Origin of the sequence: Ningiella algicola (assembly GCF_028401415.2) — a bacterium.
In the GTDB taxonomy this organism is placed as follows: domain Bacteria; phylum Pseudomonadota; class Gammaproteobacteria; order Enterobacterales; family Alteromonadaceae; genus Glaciecola.
The window spans coordinates 3,768,699-3,786,447 of sequence record NZ_CP171821.2; the positions used below are offsets into that span (position 1 = coordinate 3,768,699).

Annotated in this window: 11 protein-coding genes; 7 read left to right on the top strand and 4 right to left on the bottom strand. The window is 45.1% G+C overall.

Going from position 1 to position 17,749, the window contains the following annotated elements; genetic code table 11:
* Positions 1 to 933 carry a diguanylate cyclase gene (locus PN836_RS16355; protein WP_395345715.1) on the top strand — a complete coding sequence of 311 codons (933 nt, stop codon included), beginning with the start codon at positions 1 to 3 and terminating at the stop codon, positions 931 to 933.
* Positions 934 to 968: 35 nt separating this feature from the next.
* Here the strand turns inward: PN836_RS16355 and PN836_RS16360 are convergent, their stop codons facing one another.
* From PN836_RS16360 to rapA, 4 genes are all read right to left on the bottom strand, one after another.
* A complete protein-coding gene (locus tag PN836_RS16360) occupies positions 969 to 1,292 on the bottom strand; it encodes a hypothetical protein (RefSeq protein ID WP_395340271.1) in 324 nt (107 codons plus the stop codon).
* Between the two features lie 180 nt (positions 1,293 to 1,472).
* The gene (locus PN836_RS16365) at positions 1,473 to 2,609 is read right to left on the bottom strand and encodes a DUF3530 family protein (protein WP_395340274.1); all 1,137 of its coding nucleotides are present in this window, start codon (positions 2,607 to 2,609) and stop codon (positions 1,473 to 1,475) included.
* Between the two features lie 141 nt (positions 2,610 to 2,750).
* The gene (locus PN836_RS16370; RefSeq protein ID WP_395340276.1) at positions 2,751 to 3,428 is read right to left on the bottom strand and encodes an RluA family pseudouridine synthase; all 678 of its coding nucleotides are present in this window, start codon (positions 3,426 to 3,428) and stop codon (positions 2,751 to 2,753) included.
* 36 nt (positions 3,429 to 3,464) lie between these two features.
* The gene (gene rapA, locus PN836_RS16375; protein WP_395340278.1) at positions 3,465 to 6,362 is read right to left on the bottom strand and encodes an RNA polymerase-associated protein RapA; all 2,898 of its coding nucleotides are present in this window, start codon (positions 6,360 to 6,362) and stop codon (positions 3,465 to 3,467) included.
* Between the two features lie 528 nt (positions 6,363 to 6,890).
* On the opposite strand from rapA, the gene PN836_RS16380 reads away from it, so the two are divergent.
* The 6 genes from PN836_RS16380 (at position 6,891) to PN836_RS16405 (ending at position 17,654) form a co-directional block, all read left to right on the top strand.
* Complete coding sequence (locus tag PN836_RS16380) at positions 6,891 to 8,312, top strand: PhoH family protein (RefSeq protein WP_395340281.1); 1,422 nt, start codon at positions 6,891 to 6,893, stop codon at positions 8,310 to 8,312.
* A gap of 33 nt (positions 8,313 to 8,345) precedes the next feature.
* A complete protein-coding gene (locus PN836_RS16385) occupies positions 8,346 to 9,110 on the top strand; it encodes a hypothetical protein (protein WP_395340283.1) in 765 nt (254 codons plus the stop codon).
* Between the two features lie 99 nt (positions 9,111 to 9,209).
* Entirely contained in the window at positions 9,210 to 11,828 is a 2,619-nt protein-coding gene (locus tag PN836_RS16390) for a TonB-dependent receptor (protein ID WP_395340285.1), read from the top strand.
* Positions 11,829 to 11,987: 159 nt separating this feature from the next.
* A complete protein-coding gene (locus PN836_RS16395; RefSeq protein ID WP_395340288.1) occupies positions 11,988 to 13,109 on the top strand; it encodes an adenylate/guanylate cyclase domain-containing protein in 1,122 nt (373 codons plus the stop codon).
* 245 nt (positions 13,110 to 13,354) lie between these two features.
* Positions 13,355 to 14,551: an HDOD domain-containing protein gene (locus PN836_RS16400; protein WP_395340289.1), complete on the top strand. Its 1,197-nt coding sequence runs from the start codon at positions 13,355 to 13,357 to the stop codon at positions 14,549 to 14,551.
* Between the two features lie 145 nt (positions 14,552 to 14,696).
* Positions 14,697 to 17,654 (top strand): hypothetical protein, encoded by a 2,958-nt coding sequence (locus tag PN836_RS16405; RefSeq protein ID WP_395340291.1) that lies wholly within the window; start codon positions 14,697 to 14,699, stop codon positions 17,652 to 17,654.
* Positions 17,655 to 17,749 lie beyond the last annotated feature (95 nt).

Genomic DNA, 17,749 nt, shown 5'->3' on the forward strand with positions numbered 1-17,749 from the left:
ATGGCATCCATTGAAGTGGGAATAGTCGTTATCGACAAAAACTTTGTGGTGCAAGAGTTTAACCAGTTTATGGAAAATCACAGCGGTGTAGACGCTGAAAAGATAGTTGGAAATAGCCTGTTTGAACACTTCGCGGAAGTTGATAAGTTATGGTTTGCGAATAAGTGTCAGCCAGTGTTTTCTATGAGAACGCCTGTGTTCCTGATTTGGGAGCAGCGTCAGTATTTATTCAAATTTGGCACAAGTCGCCCGATTACCTCAAGCTCCGATAACATGTACCAGAATATTACTATCCTTCCCATTGCATCAGAAGATTGCACAAAAGATGAGGTCGACCAAGTTTGTGTTTTGGTTTACGACATGACCGACCAAGCCATGAGTAAAGAGCGGGTCGACAAGCTCAACGACGAGCTTAAAGTGATTTCCCGTGTTGACGGGCTTACCCGCCTTTACAATCGGCGCTACTGGCAAGAACGCTTTGAGCGAGAGTATAAGTTAAGCCTTCGTAACAAAAAGCCCATTTCGGTGCTCATTCTTGATATTGACCACTTTAAAAAAGTCAACGACACCCATGGCCATCAAGCGGGGGATAAGGTAATTCAGTCGCTTGCTATGTTAATTCGAAAGGCAACTCGAGAGACTGACATTTGCGGCCGCTACGGCGGAGAAGAATTCGTTGTGTTGTTACCTGATACAACAGCCGAAACCGCAAAAATAGTGGGCGAACGCATCAGAAAAGTATCGGAGCGCTATGTTGTGACTCACGATGAGACTGAAATTAACTTTACCATCAGTGCGGGCATAGCGGAATTTAACGCGGTCTACAACACTCCTCTGCAATGGCTTGAAGCGGCAGATCAGGCACTTTATAAAGCTAAAGAAGGTGGTCGAAATCAGGTTTTGCTATTTGATGCCGTTGAGGCAAAGGCGTAATCAGTAATTAGTATGCAGAGTTTTTAGATCTTAGCTTATGGGCGCATTCCGATGACATCGAGCGGGCATGGGCTGTCTTCATTTAGGTAATGAGTGTATAGCTGCACTTGGTCTCGTATACTACAGTCGTGTCGCAGACTATGTCCTCCAACAAACTGCACTTGATAAATGACATGCCAAAACACGCGCTCTTTTTGCGAGTAAATCTGTTTATCTGTATTTTTTAAGGCGCTCCATTCTTCCAAAATATCCCAAATAAAACGGTCCATTTCTTTAAAGGCAACTTTATCTTGCCAATACGATTCTAAATAGAACGCTAATTGCTCGGCCTTTTTGTCGACGAACTCTTTGACTAACACGATGTGTGCCTTTGTTTACTGTCTACTCTCAGTATAGTCGCAAACGCTAATAAACCACGGAACATGCACGAAACACTTGCAAGTAACTGTTAAGCTTATGAATTAAAACGCGGCATTAGTGGCCCGCTGTCATAAAAATATAATAAAAGTGCCGTTTGTAGGGCGAAAGCGAGTGCTGGGCTACCAACCTAGGTAGGAAAAATAGCCATGCATTTCTTTTGCTAGCTGAGGATAGCTTATATACGAATTAACGCTGTCTGAGAGCTGTCGCTGCCGATAATAGGTTTTTATTTGCTGAATGCTTCTGATACGGCGCGCATCTTCAGTTTGTTGTGCCCACTTATTGTCCCACTGACTGACAAGGTCAAGAACCGGCATAGGCAACTTAGCAATTTGCTTTGGAAGGGTTTGATTTATTTCTCGATGCGGCCAAAACGCATTGCTCAGGACAATCGCATCGGGGTTATCTAGTTGGGTATCAATATCTTCCCTCTCGGATAACAAGTGCACCAAGGCTTGTGCACCAATACCCTGAGCGTAAAATGCTTTGTAGCCGCGAGCATGCTCAAGATGTTCTTTTGCCTTCGCAATATAGCGGTCAAGAAACTTGGCATATGCATGCATATATACTTCATCGAGCTGGTTTTGATGGTGCTTTGCATTAAAGTCCAGTTGAGGTGAGTCCACTGCTTTTGCGTTTGTGGAAGACTTATTTACGGAATCACCGGTGCTTGCTTGAGTCTCGTTGTTTGAAGCTGCCCCTTCAAGGTTGTTGGATTCAGAACGGGTGTTTGGTTCAGGGCTGCCCTGTGCTTCAAGCGTCTTATCTACAGCGTTTATCACATCTGCTAACTCGGGCCCCGATAGCACCACCGCGTCCCAACCCCAGCCATTGAGTTCCGATGCAAGGGAATTCATCGCATGCAGATTGCTTGTGGCAAATCGACTGTCAGCGACCAAAAATAATGTACCTAAGCTTAATGCGCGATGAGACGCACTTTTTTTAACTGGAAACTGATACTGCACATCATCTACCAAAATCTCTAGCAATGTATATTCATCTTCAAATGCACCATACTCTATATCAAAGGCCTTGAGTTCAGATAGGCGAAAGAGACGCTCTTGATTTGTTGTTTGAGCTTCCGCATCGCTTGCATCATTAGAACGCAGTTCTTCTGGTGCAGTTTCCTGCGCTTGCACAAGCGCAAGACTCCCTGCCATAAGCAAGGCGAACAGAGGCAGTCGCATAAATACAAGCGCACTGCGATCAAGCTTAGGAACAGAAAGTTGTAAAAAACGAAATGACAGTGTTTTCAAAGCAACATGTGTCTCTTGCAAACAAACTATAGATATTTATAGTATCGACAGAGCCGTACGTTTAATTAACCCAAACTCTGGATAAGAGGCAGTGCAGGAATATAAAAAGTGCTGAGCGCTGTCTCTTATCCAGAGTTCGGGTTATAAAAGCTTTAGCGCTTTGATATCAAATGGATGAGGGCTGGTGAAAGTCATAGAAGCGTCGGTGCTTGGATGCCTAAACGCAATATCTTGTGCGTGCAAAAGCAAGCGCTTAGATGCAGCAAGCGCCTCTGGGTGTGCATATAGTCTGTCACCCAGTATCGGGTGGCCAATGTGCTGCATATGCACTCTAAGCTGATGTGAGCGTCCAGTGTGAGGTTGAAGCTCCACCAGGCAAGCGTTTTTATTTGATTCAATAAGCTTGTAATGAGTGAGTGCTGACTTACCGTTGTTCATATCTACTATTTGCTTGGGACGATTGGGCCAATCACAGATAAGCGGTGCGTCTACTTTGCCTTGTTTTGCAGGTTCGCCATAAATACATGCGTAGTAGGTCTTTTTGACCTCACGCAGCTCAAACTGCTTTGATAAATGACGATGACTGGCCTTATTTAGTGCAAACAGCATCAATCCGGAAGTGGCCATGTCGAGTCTATGTACAACGCTTGCGCTTGGAAAGACGCGCTGTACTCGCAACTGCAATGAGTCTTTATGCTCCGGCGCTTTGCCAGGAACGCTTAATAGGCCATGTGGCTTGTCTAATACCAGCAAGTCCTCATCACGATATACAAAGCGCAAGTATGGACGGGTGGGCGGCTGATAGTTAAGTAAAGCCATGTGCAAACCGTAATGACAATAAATAGCGCTGCATGTTTACTTGCGATTATTGATCAAAATGCGCACGCTATCTAAATAAGGTTCAGACGCATCTATCGCTGCATGCAGCTGTGATTTCTGCGCTCTAATAAAATCAATCTCTTCTTCTCTGATGGCAGGATTGAGTTTTTTCAGCTCCACCAAGCGGTCGATCTCGGCGCTGAGATTGTCATCGACTTGCTCCAATGCTTGCGACTTGACGGTTTCAAGCTGTGTTGATGCCAACTGCATTGCTTGCTCAATGCCTTGCGTTATTTGCGCTTGCAAAGCACCTATTAACTGCTGCGCCATTTTTGGTTTTACCTTAAATATCGCATCAAATTCCGCGTATGACTCCTGGTTTTTCGCGTCTATACAAATGTGGACCGGCGTGGGCGGCAAGAAGCGATAAAGCTGTAAGTGTTTGTTAGCACTTGGGCTCAAAACGGCTACAATTTCAACCCAAAATGCACCTACCGGGTAGTCGGCTTGATTGACGAAGCAAATGCTGCTTTTTCCCACGACGTCGGTGAGCACACTATCAATGCAATGCGTGACAAGTTCGCTGTCACCGGTTATGTAGCGCACATGCTCAAGCTGTGTGGCTGTGCTTCTTTTGTAGGTAATTTCAAGACCGTCATCAGATACGCCGGGGATGGGGAAGAGCATGGATTCGCCGTGCCGTATCACAAAGCTATTGTCATCTTTTTCTTCTTGAATAACGCCCAGCGCGTCAAACAAACGCGTCATAAACTTCATCATGTGTACAGGGTTTTCGGCTTGCACAATGTTGTCCATCACATCATCAATTTTATCGGAGCCTGATGCGTTTAATTCCAGCAGTCGATCGCGACCTTGTTCAATTTGTAACTTTAGCAGGGTGCTTGTACTGGCGACTTGCTCGGTGACGTCTTGCCAGTTTTCCTTATCAAGTGGTGAGGCAAGCGCACTATGAATTTCGCTGCCTAACTCATCCCAAACTTGAGAACCAACCGGGCACGTTTTTGTAAACGCGCCTAACCCATAATGATAAATGTTGTATAAAACTTCTTGTGCGTTATTTTCAAAATAAGGGACGTGTACATTGATGTCCTGCGTTTGCCCAATTCGATCCAAACGTCCTATGCGTTGTTCAAGTAAGTCTGGATTGAGCGGTAAATCAAACAATACCAAATGATGGCAAAACTGGAAGTTACGGCCTTCACTGCCAATTTCCGAGCACAGCATAATTTGCGCACCCTGTTCAGAAGTCGCAAAAAAGTGCGCCGCTTTGTCACGCTCAACAATGCTCATGCCTTCATGAAACACCGTATGACGAATGCTGGTTTTGCTTCGTAAATACTCGGCAATTTGCAGTGCGGTACTGGCGTAGGCGCAAATCAGCAAGACTTTGTCTTTGTTAGCGGTCGCACTCATGTTTTCCAGCAAAGCACATAACCAACTAACTCTTGGGTCAAAACTTGGCCAGGTCTCGTCTAGCATGCTGGCACGCTCAGGATGTAATGCGTGGGAAACGTTGTCTTGAACGTTACTGCCCGATATAGAAGATGGCATGTCCAGCGCAAGCTCATATTCTTTCGATATACGCTGCGGGTAGGGGGTGACTATACGCTGAGGAAAACCTTGAATAGCGGCGCGTCGATTTCTAAAAAATAGCCGGCCGGTGCCGTGTTGATCAATTAATTCTCGAAGCAAGCCTTTGCGATCATCTGTTTGCGATAAGTCCCACTTTTCGGTATTCAAACCTGGTGCGTATTTCTCAATTTCAGCTAAATCAATATCTTCATGCGTTTGTGAAGCCGCATCGTTGGCGCTTTCAATTAGAGGGGTAACCGCTTCAGCGAGTTTTGCATATTCAGATTCTTCTTTGACAAAACTGTCGTAATTGTGAAAACGTGCGGGGTCAAGCAGGCGTAAACGCGCGAAATGGCTTTCATGACCAAGTTGGTCGGGCGTTGCGGTAAGCAACAAAACGCCTTTTGCAATCTTACTTAAGGTCTCAATTGCCTGATAGGATTCTGAAGCCGCTTGCTTAGACCAATGCAGATGATGCGCTTCATCCACTACCAAAATATCCCACTCTACTTTGCTTGCCAGCTCTAGCACTTGCGCATGTTCAATAAAGCTTTGAGAACACAGTACACGTTGTTCTTGCTCAAAGGGGTTCTCACCACTTTCTTCTACGCTTTCTTTGACAGCCTCTAAACGTTCTTCGTCAAACACCGAGAACGACAGATCGACTCTGCGAAGCATCTCCACTAACCATTGATGAACGAGGCTATCAGGCACGCAAATTAGAATGCGCTCGGCTCTTCCGCTAAGCACTTGCTGATGAATAATAAGTGCTGCTTCAATGGTTTTACCAAGGCCAACTTCATCCGCAAGCAGTACTCTAGGCGCGTACCGAGAGCCGACCTCATGGGCAATATGAATTTGATGTGGTATGAGTTCCACTCTTGCGCCAACTAGTCCAAGGGCACCTGAGTGCGCAAATTCGTACTGATGCTGCCAGCATGCGAGGCGGGTATCGAACCATTTTGGATGGTCGAGTTGGCCGTGAGCCAGGCGTTTCTCAGGCTGGTTAAGCTTTACGCCGTGATCAAGCGCGACTTCAACGATGTTATCGACTTCTGAGTTATCAGCTCTAGGGCCAGTATAAGTAATCAGGCCATCTTGCTCAGACACACTTTCAATGCATATTTGCCAGCCATCAACATGTGGGGCAATCTCGCCTTCACTTAGTTGTAATCGGGTCAGTGCATTTTGCGAAATGGCATAGTTTCGCTCTTCATTAACCGCAGGAAACAATACCGTTACCGAGCGAAAGTCTACCGCCATTACTACACCAAGCCCGAGGCTAGTTTCGGCATTGCTTAGCCATCTTTGTCCTACTGCAAAATCACTTTTTTCAGCCATTTAGGTATTATTCTATCCGTTTGTTCGCGCTTTTTTGTGTATTGTAGTCCTCTAAATATGACATGTCAGCAAAGATAGTCAAACATCGTGTGTTGCATCATCGTCCGCCAACAATTGCTGCGAACTAAATTATGAAAAAACGCGTGATTATCTGCCCATACTGAGTATAGTTGACTAGGGCCTGTTGATTTTTGCTGTATGATTTTGCAGCAGTTTGTGCGTTATTTAGACAAAGAATCGGAGTTGAAGTGTAGTCATATACACGAAACTTCGATGATGCAGTATAAATAATGCACAAGCGCTCACTGCCGTGGGAGCCACAAAGGGTTCAATCTATGTGCCCACCGCTCTTTGTTACATGCTCTTGATGCAGAATAACTGCACCTGCGAACATGTGCCTCGATCGGTAAGCACATAGAGCGAACAAAATTCATACAGCAAAGATCAACAGGCCCTAGGAAAGCAGGTGAATATATTGTGCTTTGCGAACCTGCTCTCAGTCTATTCACTTATCTTACGGAGTAATGGATGCCAGAATCCCACATCGCTGATACACCTTCTCAAAGCCAAGCGGAAAAAAAACTGTATGTGCTCGACACCAACATTTTACTGCATGAGCCTCTAGCCTTCACTTCATTCAAAGAAAATGACGTAGTAGTGCCCATGACGGTTCTTGAAGAGCTTGATTACATTAAAGACAGCAAAAAAGACGTAGCGCGCGATGCAAGAGTGTCAATTAGGGCGATGGAAGACTTATTACGCGACGCCTCACCTGAGCAGATGCTAGAGGGCGTGAGCATGCTTGGATTAGGCGCAGGTGAAGCTGCACCCACTGGCAGTCTTTCGATATTTGCCGACTTATCCATGAATGAAACACAGCAGGTATTTACCAGTAATGAGAATGACAACCGAATAATTAACGCGGCGCTACACTTGCAAAATGAACACGCGCCACGCGAAGTTGTGCTTGTCACAAAAGATATTAATATGCGCCTTAAGGCCAAGGGCGCAGGGATGTCAAAAGTACAAGACTATCGAACCGACCAACTGATCACTGATATCAAGTACTTAACCAAGGGCTATCACGAGTTTGAAGGAGAGTTTTGGTCACGCGTGAAAAGTGTAGAAAGCGTGACAGAAGGGCGCGACACACTTCACAAGGTGGATAAATCGATTGTACCAGAGCCCTACATTAATGAATTTTTGGTGGACGACTCGCACACCTTTGCGGGCATTATTGAAGCGATTGACGAAGACACACTCGATGTTTTAGACCTAGGCTATGAGCGACTGATGTCTCGTCGGGCTTGGGGCATTACGCCGAAGAATATCGGTCAAGCGATGGCAATGTATACCCTGCTCGACCCGCACATTGACTTGGTGGTGCTAACGGGCCCTGCAGGCTCAGGTAAAACGCTGTTAGCGCTGGCAGCTGCCCTTGAGATGGTAGTTGAAAAGAATATGTACGATAAGATTATCGTAACGCGTTCTACTCCCGAAATTGCAGAATCCATTGGTTTTTTACCCGGCACTGAGGAAGAAAAAATGGCGCCTTGGCTAGCGGCGATTACTGACTCTTTAGAGGCACTGCACAAAAACGATGAAAACACCAAAGGCTCACTGAGCTACATTATGGAAAAGGCAAATATTCAGTTTAAGTCAGTGAACTTCATGCGCGGGCGCAGTTTACAAAATGCCATTGTCATTTTGGATGAGTCGCAAAATTTAACTGCGTCACAGCTTAAAACCATCATCACTCGCTGCGGTGAAGGAACGAAGCTAATTTGCGCGGGTAATCTTTCTCAAATAGACAGTAATTATTTGAATGCTTTAAGTTCAGGGCTCACCTATATCGTTGAGAAGTTTAAGAACTTTTCGGGCAGCGCAACCATTAGTTTAGATGGTGTGGTAAGAAGTCGCTTAGCGGAATTTGCCGAAAAAGAGCTTTAAGGTCTTATTGCTTGCGGTAGCAGGTGCAATGAAATGAAAAAGCCTCTGTACTTGCTGCTTTTCGTTTTTCTGCTGTTAAATGCTTGCTCGGAGCAAAAGCAAAGCAATAAACATGAGCGAGAGCAAATACTCAAAACCGTTTATCCGCAGTGGGTTTGGCTCTCAAGCCTTTACTTTTTGACTGATGATCTTGACGCTCAGGATTATGCACAGCAGCTTCAAGATTTATCGAAGGGTATAAGTAGTCAACCTCCGTTGCCTAATACTGCGCAAGACTTAACGCAAAAAGCCACAACGCTAATAACGGAAAACCTTGAAGCACTCGCACGTCTAGGCTCAGGTGCTCAGCAAGCAGCCACAAATTATGCTGCCTCAGAGCGTTTGCTCAAACGCTTTGAGATGTTGGCTGGGCATATGGCAATAAGCATGGGGCAAGCTGTTCTTTCACGGCCGCCTCTCAATGACATCGCATCAAGCGGTGCGCTGGAAGAGCATATGCAGTCTTTACTTAAGCTCATACAAAAGTACCCTGTACTTAAAGACGCGGCTATTGAGGTATATGCCGCCGACTCACAAAATAAGTTGATTGCTTATAGCATGCGTTTGAACAAGGCTAGAGCTTATATTGCATTTAATCATTCCTTTGATATTCACCAGATGCCTCTACCATTTGGATTCATGACATCGACCAAAGTGACGCTGTGGCGTTCAAGCGACACTGATGTTGAGTCCTACGTGACCAGCAGCCCTATTCAAATAGCGCCTTTTGAATATGTCATTGTGTTGGTAGGAGTTTAAATCCCTAGCGAATTAAAAAAACATGGCGTTCTATCTTGATCTGATTTTGTTTTGTTATATTATTGCGCCATATTTAAGATGTAATATTATAACAACACGATGCTTAAAACCAAACGAACTGCAATTGCAACCGCACTACTTCTTATTTCGTCACATTCATATGCCAATACCATCAGCGGAAAAGTACTTGACGAAATGGGGAATCCTGTCACTTCTGGCGAAGTACAAATTATGGGCACAAACAAACGTGTCGATATCAACCTAGACGGCAGCTTCCGTTTTGACAACGTGAAACTCGGCTTACGAGAGCTTCACGTAGCGTCTACTGACTTTGTACATGCCAGTACGCCCGTGCAGGTGGATGAGCAAGGTGTCAGTCAGCTTGAAATCAAAGTGCTTAGTTCAAGCATCGAAGTACTAGACGTAACTGCAAGCGCGTTTCACGCCTCGAACATTGAATCTGCCTCTCCGATTAACGTGTTAGCCGGTGAAAATCTTGACCACAAACAAGCCCCTACCCTGGGCGATACCCTTAGAAACGAAGTGGGCATTCACAGCACATCTTACGGTGGCGTGGTCAGTAGCCCCATTATTCGTGGCCTTGATGGTCCGCGAGTCTTGATTACCCAAAACGGTTTAGATGCATCAGATGCTTCACGCGTGGGCCCAGACCACATGGTTGCAACTGAAACCTCTTCAGCCCAACAAATTGAAGTCTTACGAGGTCCCGCAACACTTTTTTACGGCAGTGGTGCGATTGGCGGGGTGGTGAATGTCGTTGATAATCGCATTCCAAGCGATTTAGATACCGAGGGTGAACTGGCGCTGTCGCGCAATTCCGTAAACTCAGAAGAAGCAGTATCCGGTTTTGCAAAAAGCAGCATTGGCGATTTCGCATTTAACTTTCAAGGCTTTTACCGAGACGCTGACGACTACCGCATTCCCGGTTTTGCAGAAAATGAGCATGCGCATGATGATCACGACGAAGATCACGACGAAGGCCATGATGATCACGGAGACGAACATGACGATGAAATAGGAGCCGAGGGTATTGTGGAAAACTCGCAATATCGCACTCAAGGTTTCACGCTTGGTTCAAGTTACGTGTTTGATCAAGGGCACATAGGCTTTTCAGTAGAACATTTGTCATCTTTATACGGGATACCTGGGCACTCTCATGGCGGACACGAAGATGAACATGATGACGAACACGGCGACGATGACCACGATGAAATGCACGAGCACGATGAAGAAGAAGAGGACGTGCGAGCGGACCTGAATCAGAATCGCTATCAGTTGGGCGGTCAGCTCAATGTAGACACCGATCTTTTAAGTGCGATTAATTTTGGCATGGCGTATACCGATTACACCCACGCTGAAATTGAAAACGGTGAACCCGGAACTCGGTTTTCAAATGATACCTTTGAAACACGCATTGAAGTGCTGCATCAACCCATTGGCGGGTGGCGCGGTGGGTTAAGCCTTCACACTAAACTGAGCGACTTTTCTGCCTTGGGCGAAGAGGCATTTACACCCGCCTCAGACACGCGCATTTTCGGTTTAGGGCTCATTGAAGAAAAGCACTTTGGTGACGTGCTCGTGCAATTAGGCGCAAGAGTAGAGCATGTCGAAATAGACGTATCAAATCCATTTGCGCCCGACTTAGAGCTGCACGGTCATGATGAACATGACGGTGATGATCATGATGATGATCAGGGTGACGAGCACGATGATGCCCATGACGAGGACCATGAACACGATGACCTGATGGCTCTTGACGCTATCAGTGTAGACTTTGCACCTGTCAGTTTGTCTGCTGGTGCAGTTTGGGATTTCGCCGAAGGGTACAACCTTGGCGTGTCATATGTGTATGCCCAGCGCGCGCCATCAAGTGCTGAACTGTTTAGTTTTGGCTCTCACATTGCTACACGCACCTTTGAAGTGGGTACTTTGTACAACATTGATGAGGATCACGTCGAGCTTAACGACATCGATTTTGAAATGGAAACGTCGAGCAACTTCGATATCTCGCTGAGAAAGTTTGCGGGTGATTTTGGTTTTGTCGTAAACGTTTTCTACAATCAAGTGGATGATTATTACTTCCTCGCCGAAACGGGTTTGTTTGCTGAATTTGAGCACTCTCACGATGATGACGAGCATGATGATCACGAGCACGACGATCACGATTCTGAGCATGATGACGACCACGGCCATGATGATGATCATGGAGAGGGTCATGACGATGAGCACGGCGAAGAGCTACCTGTTTTTGCTTATACAAACGCAGACGCTGATCTATATGGTGCAGAGTTCCAAGTGAACTGGCAGGCGACTCAGTATCTTAAGCTGATCACCCAAGGTGATATTATTCGCGCACGTGTTGACGGTGCAGATGGACGCGAAAATCTACCACGCACGCCGCCTGCTCGCCTTACTTTTGGCGCTGAGTTCAATAGCCAGAATTGGTACATAGATGCTCAGGTCATGCATGTCTTTGAACAAGATGACCTTGCTACTTTTGAGACCGATACCGAATCTTATACGATGGTAGATGCGAATGTTTCATACTTCACAACTGTGCAAGGACTCAATTTAGAGCTTTATGCTAAGGGGCGAAACTTAACTAATGAAGAGGCGCGAGTGCATACTTCATTCCTTAAGGACCTTGCGCCACTGCCTGGTCGTTCAGTCATGCTGGGAGTGCGCACTACCTTTTAGTATGGATTAACGCAATATTGCGAATATATTTACACTTTTGATTGTAGCGCTCGCGTGTTTGACTTAATCTATGGTGCCTGACTGTAGGCACCATAGATATTTCGCGCAATTCAAATACTTGCGCGTTTTACGAGTATTAATCGGAAGTAAATAAATTTCATGTCCTTTGCACAACTCACCATCGTTCTGCTAATACTGCTTTGTATCGTCGTTGCGGTGATGGGCTATGTGATTATGCGACTTCGAGCGCGCTTAAAGCATCTTTCAAGAAATATGCTGGGTAATTTGCCTTATTTGCATGAAGAGCCCGCAAAACGAGAAGCGCCGAAAGAGTCCCCTCAGGATTCTCCCGATAGACGATTTGTCGATAAAGCCGACGAAGCGCAAAGGCTGATTAAAACCTTTCAAAAGTTTGTTCCCAAGCAGTTTGTTGATCACATTAAAGGTCAGGATGCAGGCTCCATTGAACTTGGCAAGGCCGCGGCAGATGAAGTGGCTATTTTGTTCTGTGATATTCGGGGTTTTACAGGCTTGTCAGAGCAAATGCAGCCACATGAGCTGATGAAATTTCTCAATTCCTACTTTTTGCGAATGAATGACGCCATCCATCAAAATAACGGCTTTATCGATAAGTTTATTGGTGATGCGATTATGGCGCTTTTCGACCATCCTGGCGGCAATAACTCTGATAAGTCTCTGGATGCAGTGCGTGCAGCAATCGATTTACATGCGGCGCTTGCAATGTACAATCAGCAGCGAAGCAGTGTTGATTACCCGCCCATAGAAATAGGCGTTGGTGTGCATTTTGGCCCCGTAATTATTGGTACAGTTGGCTGTGATGATAGAATGGATACCACCGTTATTGGAGATAGTGTCAATATCTCGTACCGTCTTGAATCACTGGCGCCTCGTTATGACGCTGATATTATCGTGAGCGGTCAGCTACTGGATGAGCTCTCAAAAGAGTCTAAGCCAGAAATTGCATACCGTTTTGTCGACTTTGTGAGGGTGAAAGGGCGACAGGAGCCTTTAGAAATATATGAAGTGTTAAATCACTTACCTAAAGACATTCAACTATCTCGCTATAAAACCGGCTCCATGATCCAGCAAGGCGTTGAGTATCGCAAACAAAAAGACTGGAAGAACGCCATGAAATGTTTTCACGGTGCCCTGATGATTGACCCAGAAGATAGCCTTGTTATCCATCATATGGAGCAAACACATCGGCTACGCATCGCTGAACTTTCCGGTTCAGCTGACGGGGCATTTAACGCTGTTTGATGGCGTGGTTCACCCTCCAAACTTCCCTATCGATAGTTACTGGTTCACCATCTTAATGTAATTTACAGCTTTTTTTCAATGACCAGTTTAGAAAGCGCTACTTCTGCCGATATCCTACTATCAAATGTCTTTAACGCGCGCCTAAAGCATTCGAGTATTGCTTGCAATACCTTTACGAGCAAATGCTTATGCTATAACGCATTTAACTGGCCCAGCAGTGAATTATTAAGGTAGAAAAACAGCAAATGGAAACTACTAGCATACTCATACCCATCGCCATCGTTTTGATGGTGGGCTTGCTGTTATGGCGAATGAAAGCCTCTGGGCAGAAAAAAGACTATTCCAATACACTGCTTAAAGTTAGACAAAAAAGGCAAGGTTCTATTTACAAAGAGCCTCAGTCACCCGACGAGATTGTAAAGGCTTCGATGCCTACCGGCCCTGCCAACCCACAGCCAGCCCAGCAGCCAATGGATAAGCCAGAAGCGCCTGAAGAATTGGCTGAGCTTAAGCTACTTAGCTATGCTGAGTTTCGCAGTCAGGATAATGCTCAGCAAGATTTTCAAAGTCTACGAAAACCCCATCCTTTATTGATGTCGCTGAGTAAAAGTATTACTGATGCTCAGGAGCTCATACGCATTGTAAAAAGTGATCCAGAGCTCGTTGCGATGGTTTTGAACATGGCGAACTCTCCCTTTTTTGGTCTGAAAAAGGCCATTACAGACATCAATCACGCGGTGATTTATCTCGGCATTGCACAAGTTAAGAACTTAGCCACTCAATTTGCGATATCTCAAAGCTTCGAATTTAACACCGATAAGCAACGCTTGGCCTATGAAAAAATATGGCAAACAAGCTTCTTTGCAAGCGCGATGGCACTATTTATCGCTCGCGAAGCCAACCTCGAAAATCCGTCTGAGCTCTCTACTCGCTGCTTGCTTAGTTACCTAGGGGACATCACACTATTGTCCTTAGATCCGCAAGTCGCTAATTTTTATTTAGGAAATATGCCTCTGCACCAACGTATAAAGGGTATGCAGAGCTCACAGAATGCTAACTCGGCCGTTGTTGGGGGAGTGTTTGCTGAGCATTTACAACTGCCAAAAGAGCTTCACGAGGGAATTGGATTAGGTTACCAACCTCTTTTAGATGATTGGGAAGCTTGTGATATAAGTGAGGAAGAAAAACGCGATATTCTATTCTGCTACAGCATTAGCCGTGTGGCTGAGTACTTTATTCTTGAAGCCGATGATACCTTTGGTCAGGCACCTTCATTGAACTACGTGAAGACCTTTAAAACCGAATTTTATTATTTGATAGAGCAACTTGAAGAATGCGGCCTTGATCACCTTGATTCCGTACTGTGCAATGTACGCACCAAAATAAAACTGTCTCAAATGCTTGGCGATTTACGTAAGTCGATGAAAGACAAAAACAAGTAATGAAAACATTTAACGCTTATAACGCTTATTACTAGTATTAGGACGCGCAAATTAAACGGGCAACCTTAATCTTCAGTGTCAAAGCTAGGAGATTTTAGTAGACTTCACACCTTCTAAATTATTTCGAGTTACAAGAAGGTAGTTTTTGTTTTATCTGTGCACGGGCTTTCATCGTAGCGGCACCTCTTTACTTGCGCAAACGCTGCAAGCAAACGGTATCAATATGGGCATGGATCTGATGGGCGCAACCTATGCGAACCCGCTTGGTCATGTTGAAGATATGCCCATGGTGCGCTTACATGACAAAATTTATAAGTTAAATGGTGCTGACTGGCGCTACCACGATTCAAGCCCCCTGATTAAACCCGTTTGGCTTCCAAACTACATTCAAAACTACTTAAATAACCGAGAAGAGGTTGCTCCGAGCGTTCTAAAAGGCGGAAAAGACCCACGTGCAGTGCATTTTTTAAAAGATTGGCAAGTAGCTGCAAAAGGCAAGATCAAATATATTTTTATTTATCGGCATTGGCGCGAGGCTTCCTTTTCCTTGCTCAACCGGCATTCAAGACATTTCTTAAACACTGCACATCCCATGCAAAAGAGCCAAGTGAATCTGTCATTTTGGCAACAGCCAAGTCTTGCCTTTGATATGTGGTTGAGTGCCAACAAGCGTATTCTCGACTTTTACAAAGTGCATTCTGAAAACGCAGTGTTGATGTCGCAGGAGCAATTTGTATTGCTGGCATCTAAAGACCAGCACTGTGTATTTGATAAGTTCGCCGCAAAGATTGGTTTAAACGCTTCGCATTTTGATGCAAAAACCTTGGAAAAAGGGCTTATCACAAACACTTTGCCAGACTACGCACACAATGGAATATCTGAAGATCTGGTAGAACAACTCGATTCACTTTATAGCGCGCTCAACGGTGCGGCAGATTTACCGAATCAGACTATGCCAAGAGCTAAAGATAAATCGCCATATATGAACATCTCTGTGCCCTTGTTTTTTAGTCAGGTTTGTCGTCTCATAAAAATGCTTGAGGGAGACTCAGAAACAAGGACGTCTTCTTCAGCAATCAAAAACGTTCAAACTGACAATATCTTTGCACAAGCGAACTTTGATTTTTCAAATCTTGCTTGGCCTGAGTTTACAGGGGCTTTGCTGCGTTTACCCATCGCTCGACTTTCGCCAAAACCGTTCTACTCAGCGCTCTCATGTGACATTGACTTTCTACTTGACGGTCAATCTCAGGCATTTTCTGTATCACAAGGAGATGCCAATAAACCTCTACCCATATCATCAGACGTGGCAGAGTATTATTACAGTCTGGCGAAAGTTGCTCATTACAAAGGCGTTTGGTTAGTGTGCAGCGTGTTTCAAATGCGCGCAATGCTTTGCGACGCGGCTACTCGTACAGAAAATCCATGGGACATTCGTACATGGGAAAAGTTTGTTCATCAGGACGATTGGCTGACGATTCATGACCGGGACTTGAAGGGTGATAATCCGTTTAAACTAAGACCCATCTTCAGCTTGCCCGAATATTACACCAAGCGAATAGACAAGCTAGAGGCATTAAACAATCTGTCTTTGCAGGCATTGTTTGAGTTACTGCAAGATGACGCGAACATGCCAGTAGAGCATTTGGCAAAACACCGATTGATAGAAGCTTGGCTATTGCTCAATACGCCATCATCAGATGCGCTCGCCCAAATTAAGGCGTATTTCGAGATTGCCGAAAAATGCCATGATTCCATCGATATTGTTGAATTCTGTTTTATGAAGGCGTTACGGTGCGCGTTTGCCGAAACAGAGAATCACAAGGGAAACGTTCAAATTGTCTTGTGCTTATCTCGGCTTTTCGCATTTTATGCGAGTCAGAAGATGTTTTTATATGCAAAAGCGCTTGCTCAACAGCTATCACGATGCAGTGCAGAGGCATTGTCATCTTGCAATGACGACAGCGTCGGCGAGGCTATTTTTAACAGCATTAAAGACTTAATTACGCAGTATCATTTTACGCAGGCTCAAGAATACATAAACACTTTGGGTAAGTTTCTTCACTCAAGCGACGAGATACGTTCAAATAAAAAGGCGGAGTTAGTGGGTTATATGCGTGAGCAAAAAGACGCTTTGCGCCCCGCAAAAGGCTTAAAGCATCGCTTTGCTTTGTTGCCTCATTCGCTGTCTTATGAGCACATTCTAAATGCGGGCGATGAAGCACCTGAAAGAGGGAAAGCGCTTGATTTTCTTAATCAACGGCTGTCTTTCTTAGCCAAAGATAATATCGAGTGGTTGAGTGAGGGGCTTGTTGGCATAAACGAAAATGCGGCAAACTCGCTTATGTGTCTTATTGACAAGCATTGGCGCAAGCTATGGACGCCCGCTACTTACCAGTACTTATTCAACGAAACTGCGCAGTCGCAGCTCCAGCAGATTAATGTTAACACTTCAAAACGCGCCGAGACTGAGTTTGCAGCATGTAATGCTTGCATAATCGTTCGTATAAGTTGCGTCGAAAGCTTTACTGTTTTTTTAGATTTGCTTCAATCACAAGCTCCTAACATTTCCTTGCATTGTATAGTCATAGAGGACAGGCTGGAGCCCGCAGAAAGGGAAGTTCTGCAAAAGATGCTAGTGGCATCTAAGCAATCCTTCAAGATCTCATTTTCGCCAGCCAGTCTGTTCCATAAGCTGCTTGCATCATTGATTGAAGAGGTATCGAAGCAATACGATATTATTGGTCTTGCGCAATGTAGTGCTGTTAAGCTGCATTTAGATAAGCTTAAACAAGTCGCGTGCTGGTATTCACTACTTGGCTTTGAAACAGGCGCACTGCATATGTTGCAAACACTAAAAGACGAGAATCAAGCGCTTGCGATGCTGATACCCAATTATCACCCAAGTGACTTAGCCGCAATTCAAGACAAACCCCTTTTTTATCCAGAGATGCATATGTGTTGGTTGGCAAGCGCTGCTATCGAAAACCCTGCCATGTTTGCAGCCCAAAATGCGCTGCATCGCGTGCTAATATCCACTAAAAAAGGTGGAGGACAAATCAAGCTTACCAGCTTGGTGCTGCAGGGCGAAATTGGCGATTAAAAGCGACAACAGAGAATTCCGACACACATGCACATAATTTAATGCGCGTTCTAATGATTAAGCACTTTATAATAAGGCACTCAAATGATACTGTG

Excerpts from the sequence above, each read along its gene's own strand:
- PN836_RS16355 (WP_395345715.1), top strand. The coding sequence starts at position 1 with ATGGCATCCATTGAAGTGGGAATAGTCGTTATCGACAAAAACTTTGTG.
- PN836_RS16370 (WP_395340276.1), bottom strand. The coding sequence starts at position 3,428 with ATGGCTTTACTTAACTATCAGCCGCCCACCCGTCCATACTTGCGCTTT.
- rapA (WP_395340278.1), bottom strand. The coding sequence starts at position 6,362 with ATGGCTGAAAAAAGTGATTTTGCAGTAGGACAAAGATGGCTAAGCAAT.
- PN836_RS16380 (WP_395340281.1), top strand. The coding sequence starts at position 6,891 with ATGCCAGAATCCCACATCGCTGATACACCTTCTCAAAGCCAAGCGGAA.
- PN836_RS16385 (WP_395340283.1), top strand. The coding sequence starts at position 8,346 with ATGAAAAAGCCTCTGTACTTGCTGCTTTTCGTTTTTCTGCTGTTAAAT.
- PN836_RS16390 (WP_395340285.1), top strand. The coding sequence starts at position 9,210 with ATGCTTAAAACCAAACGAACTGCAATTGCAACCGCACTACTTCTTATT.
- PN836_RS16395 (WP_395340288.1), top strand. The coding sequence starts at position 11,988 with ATGTCCTTTGCACAACTCACCATCGTTCTGCTAATACTGCTTTGTATC.
- PN836_RS16400 (WP_395340289.1), top strand. The coding sequence starts at position 13,355 with ATGGAAACTACTAGCATACTCATACCCATCGCCATCGTTTTGATGGTG.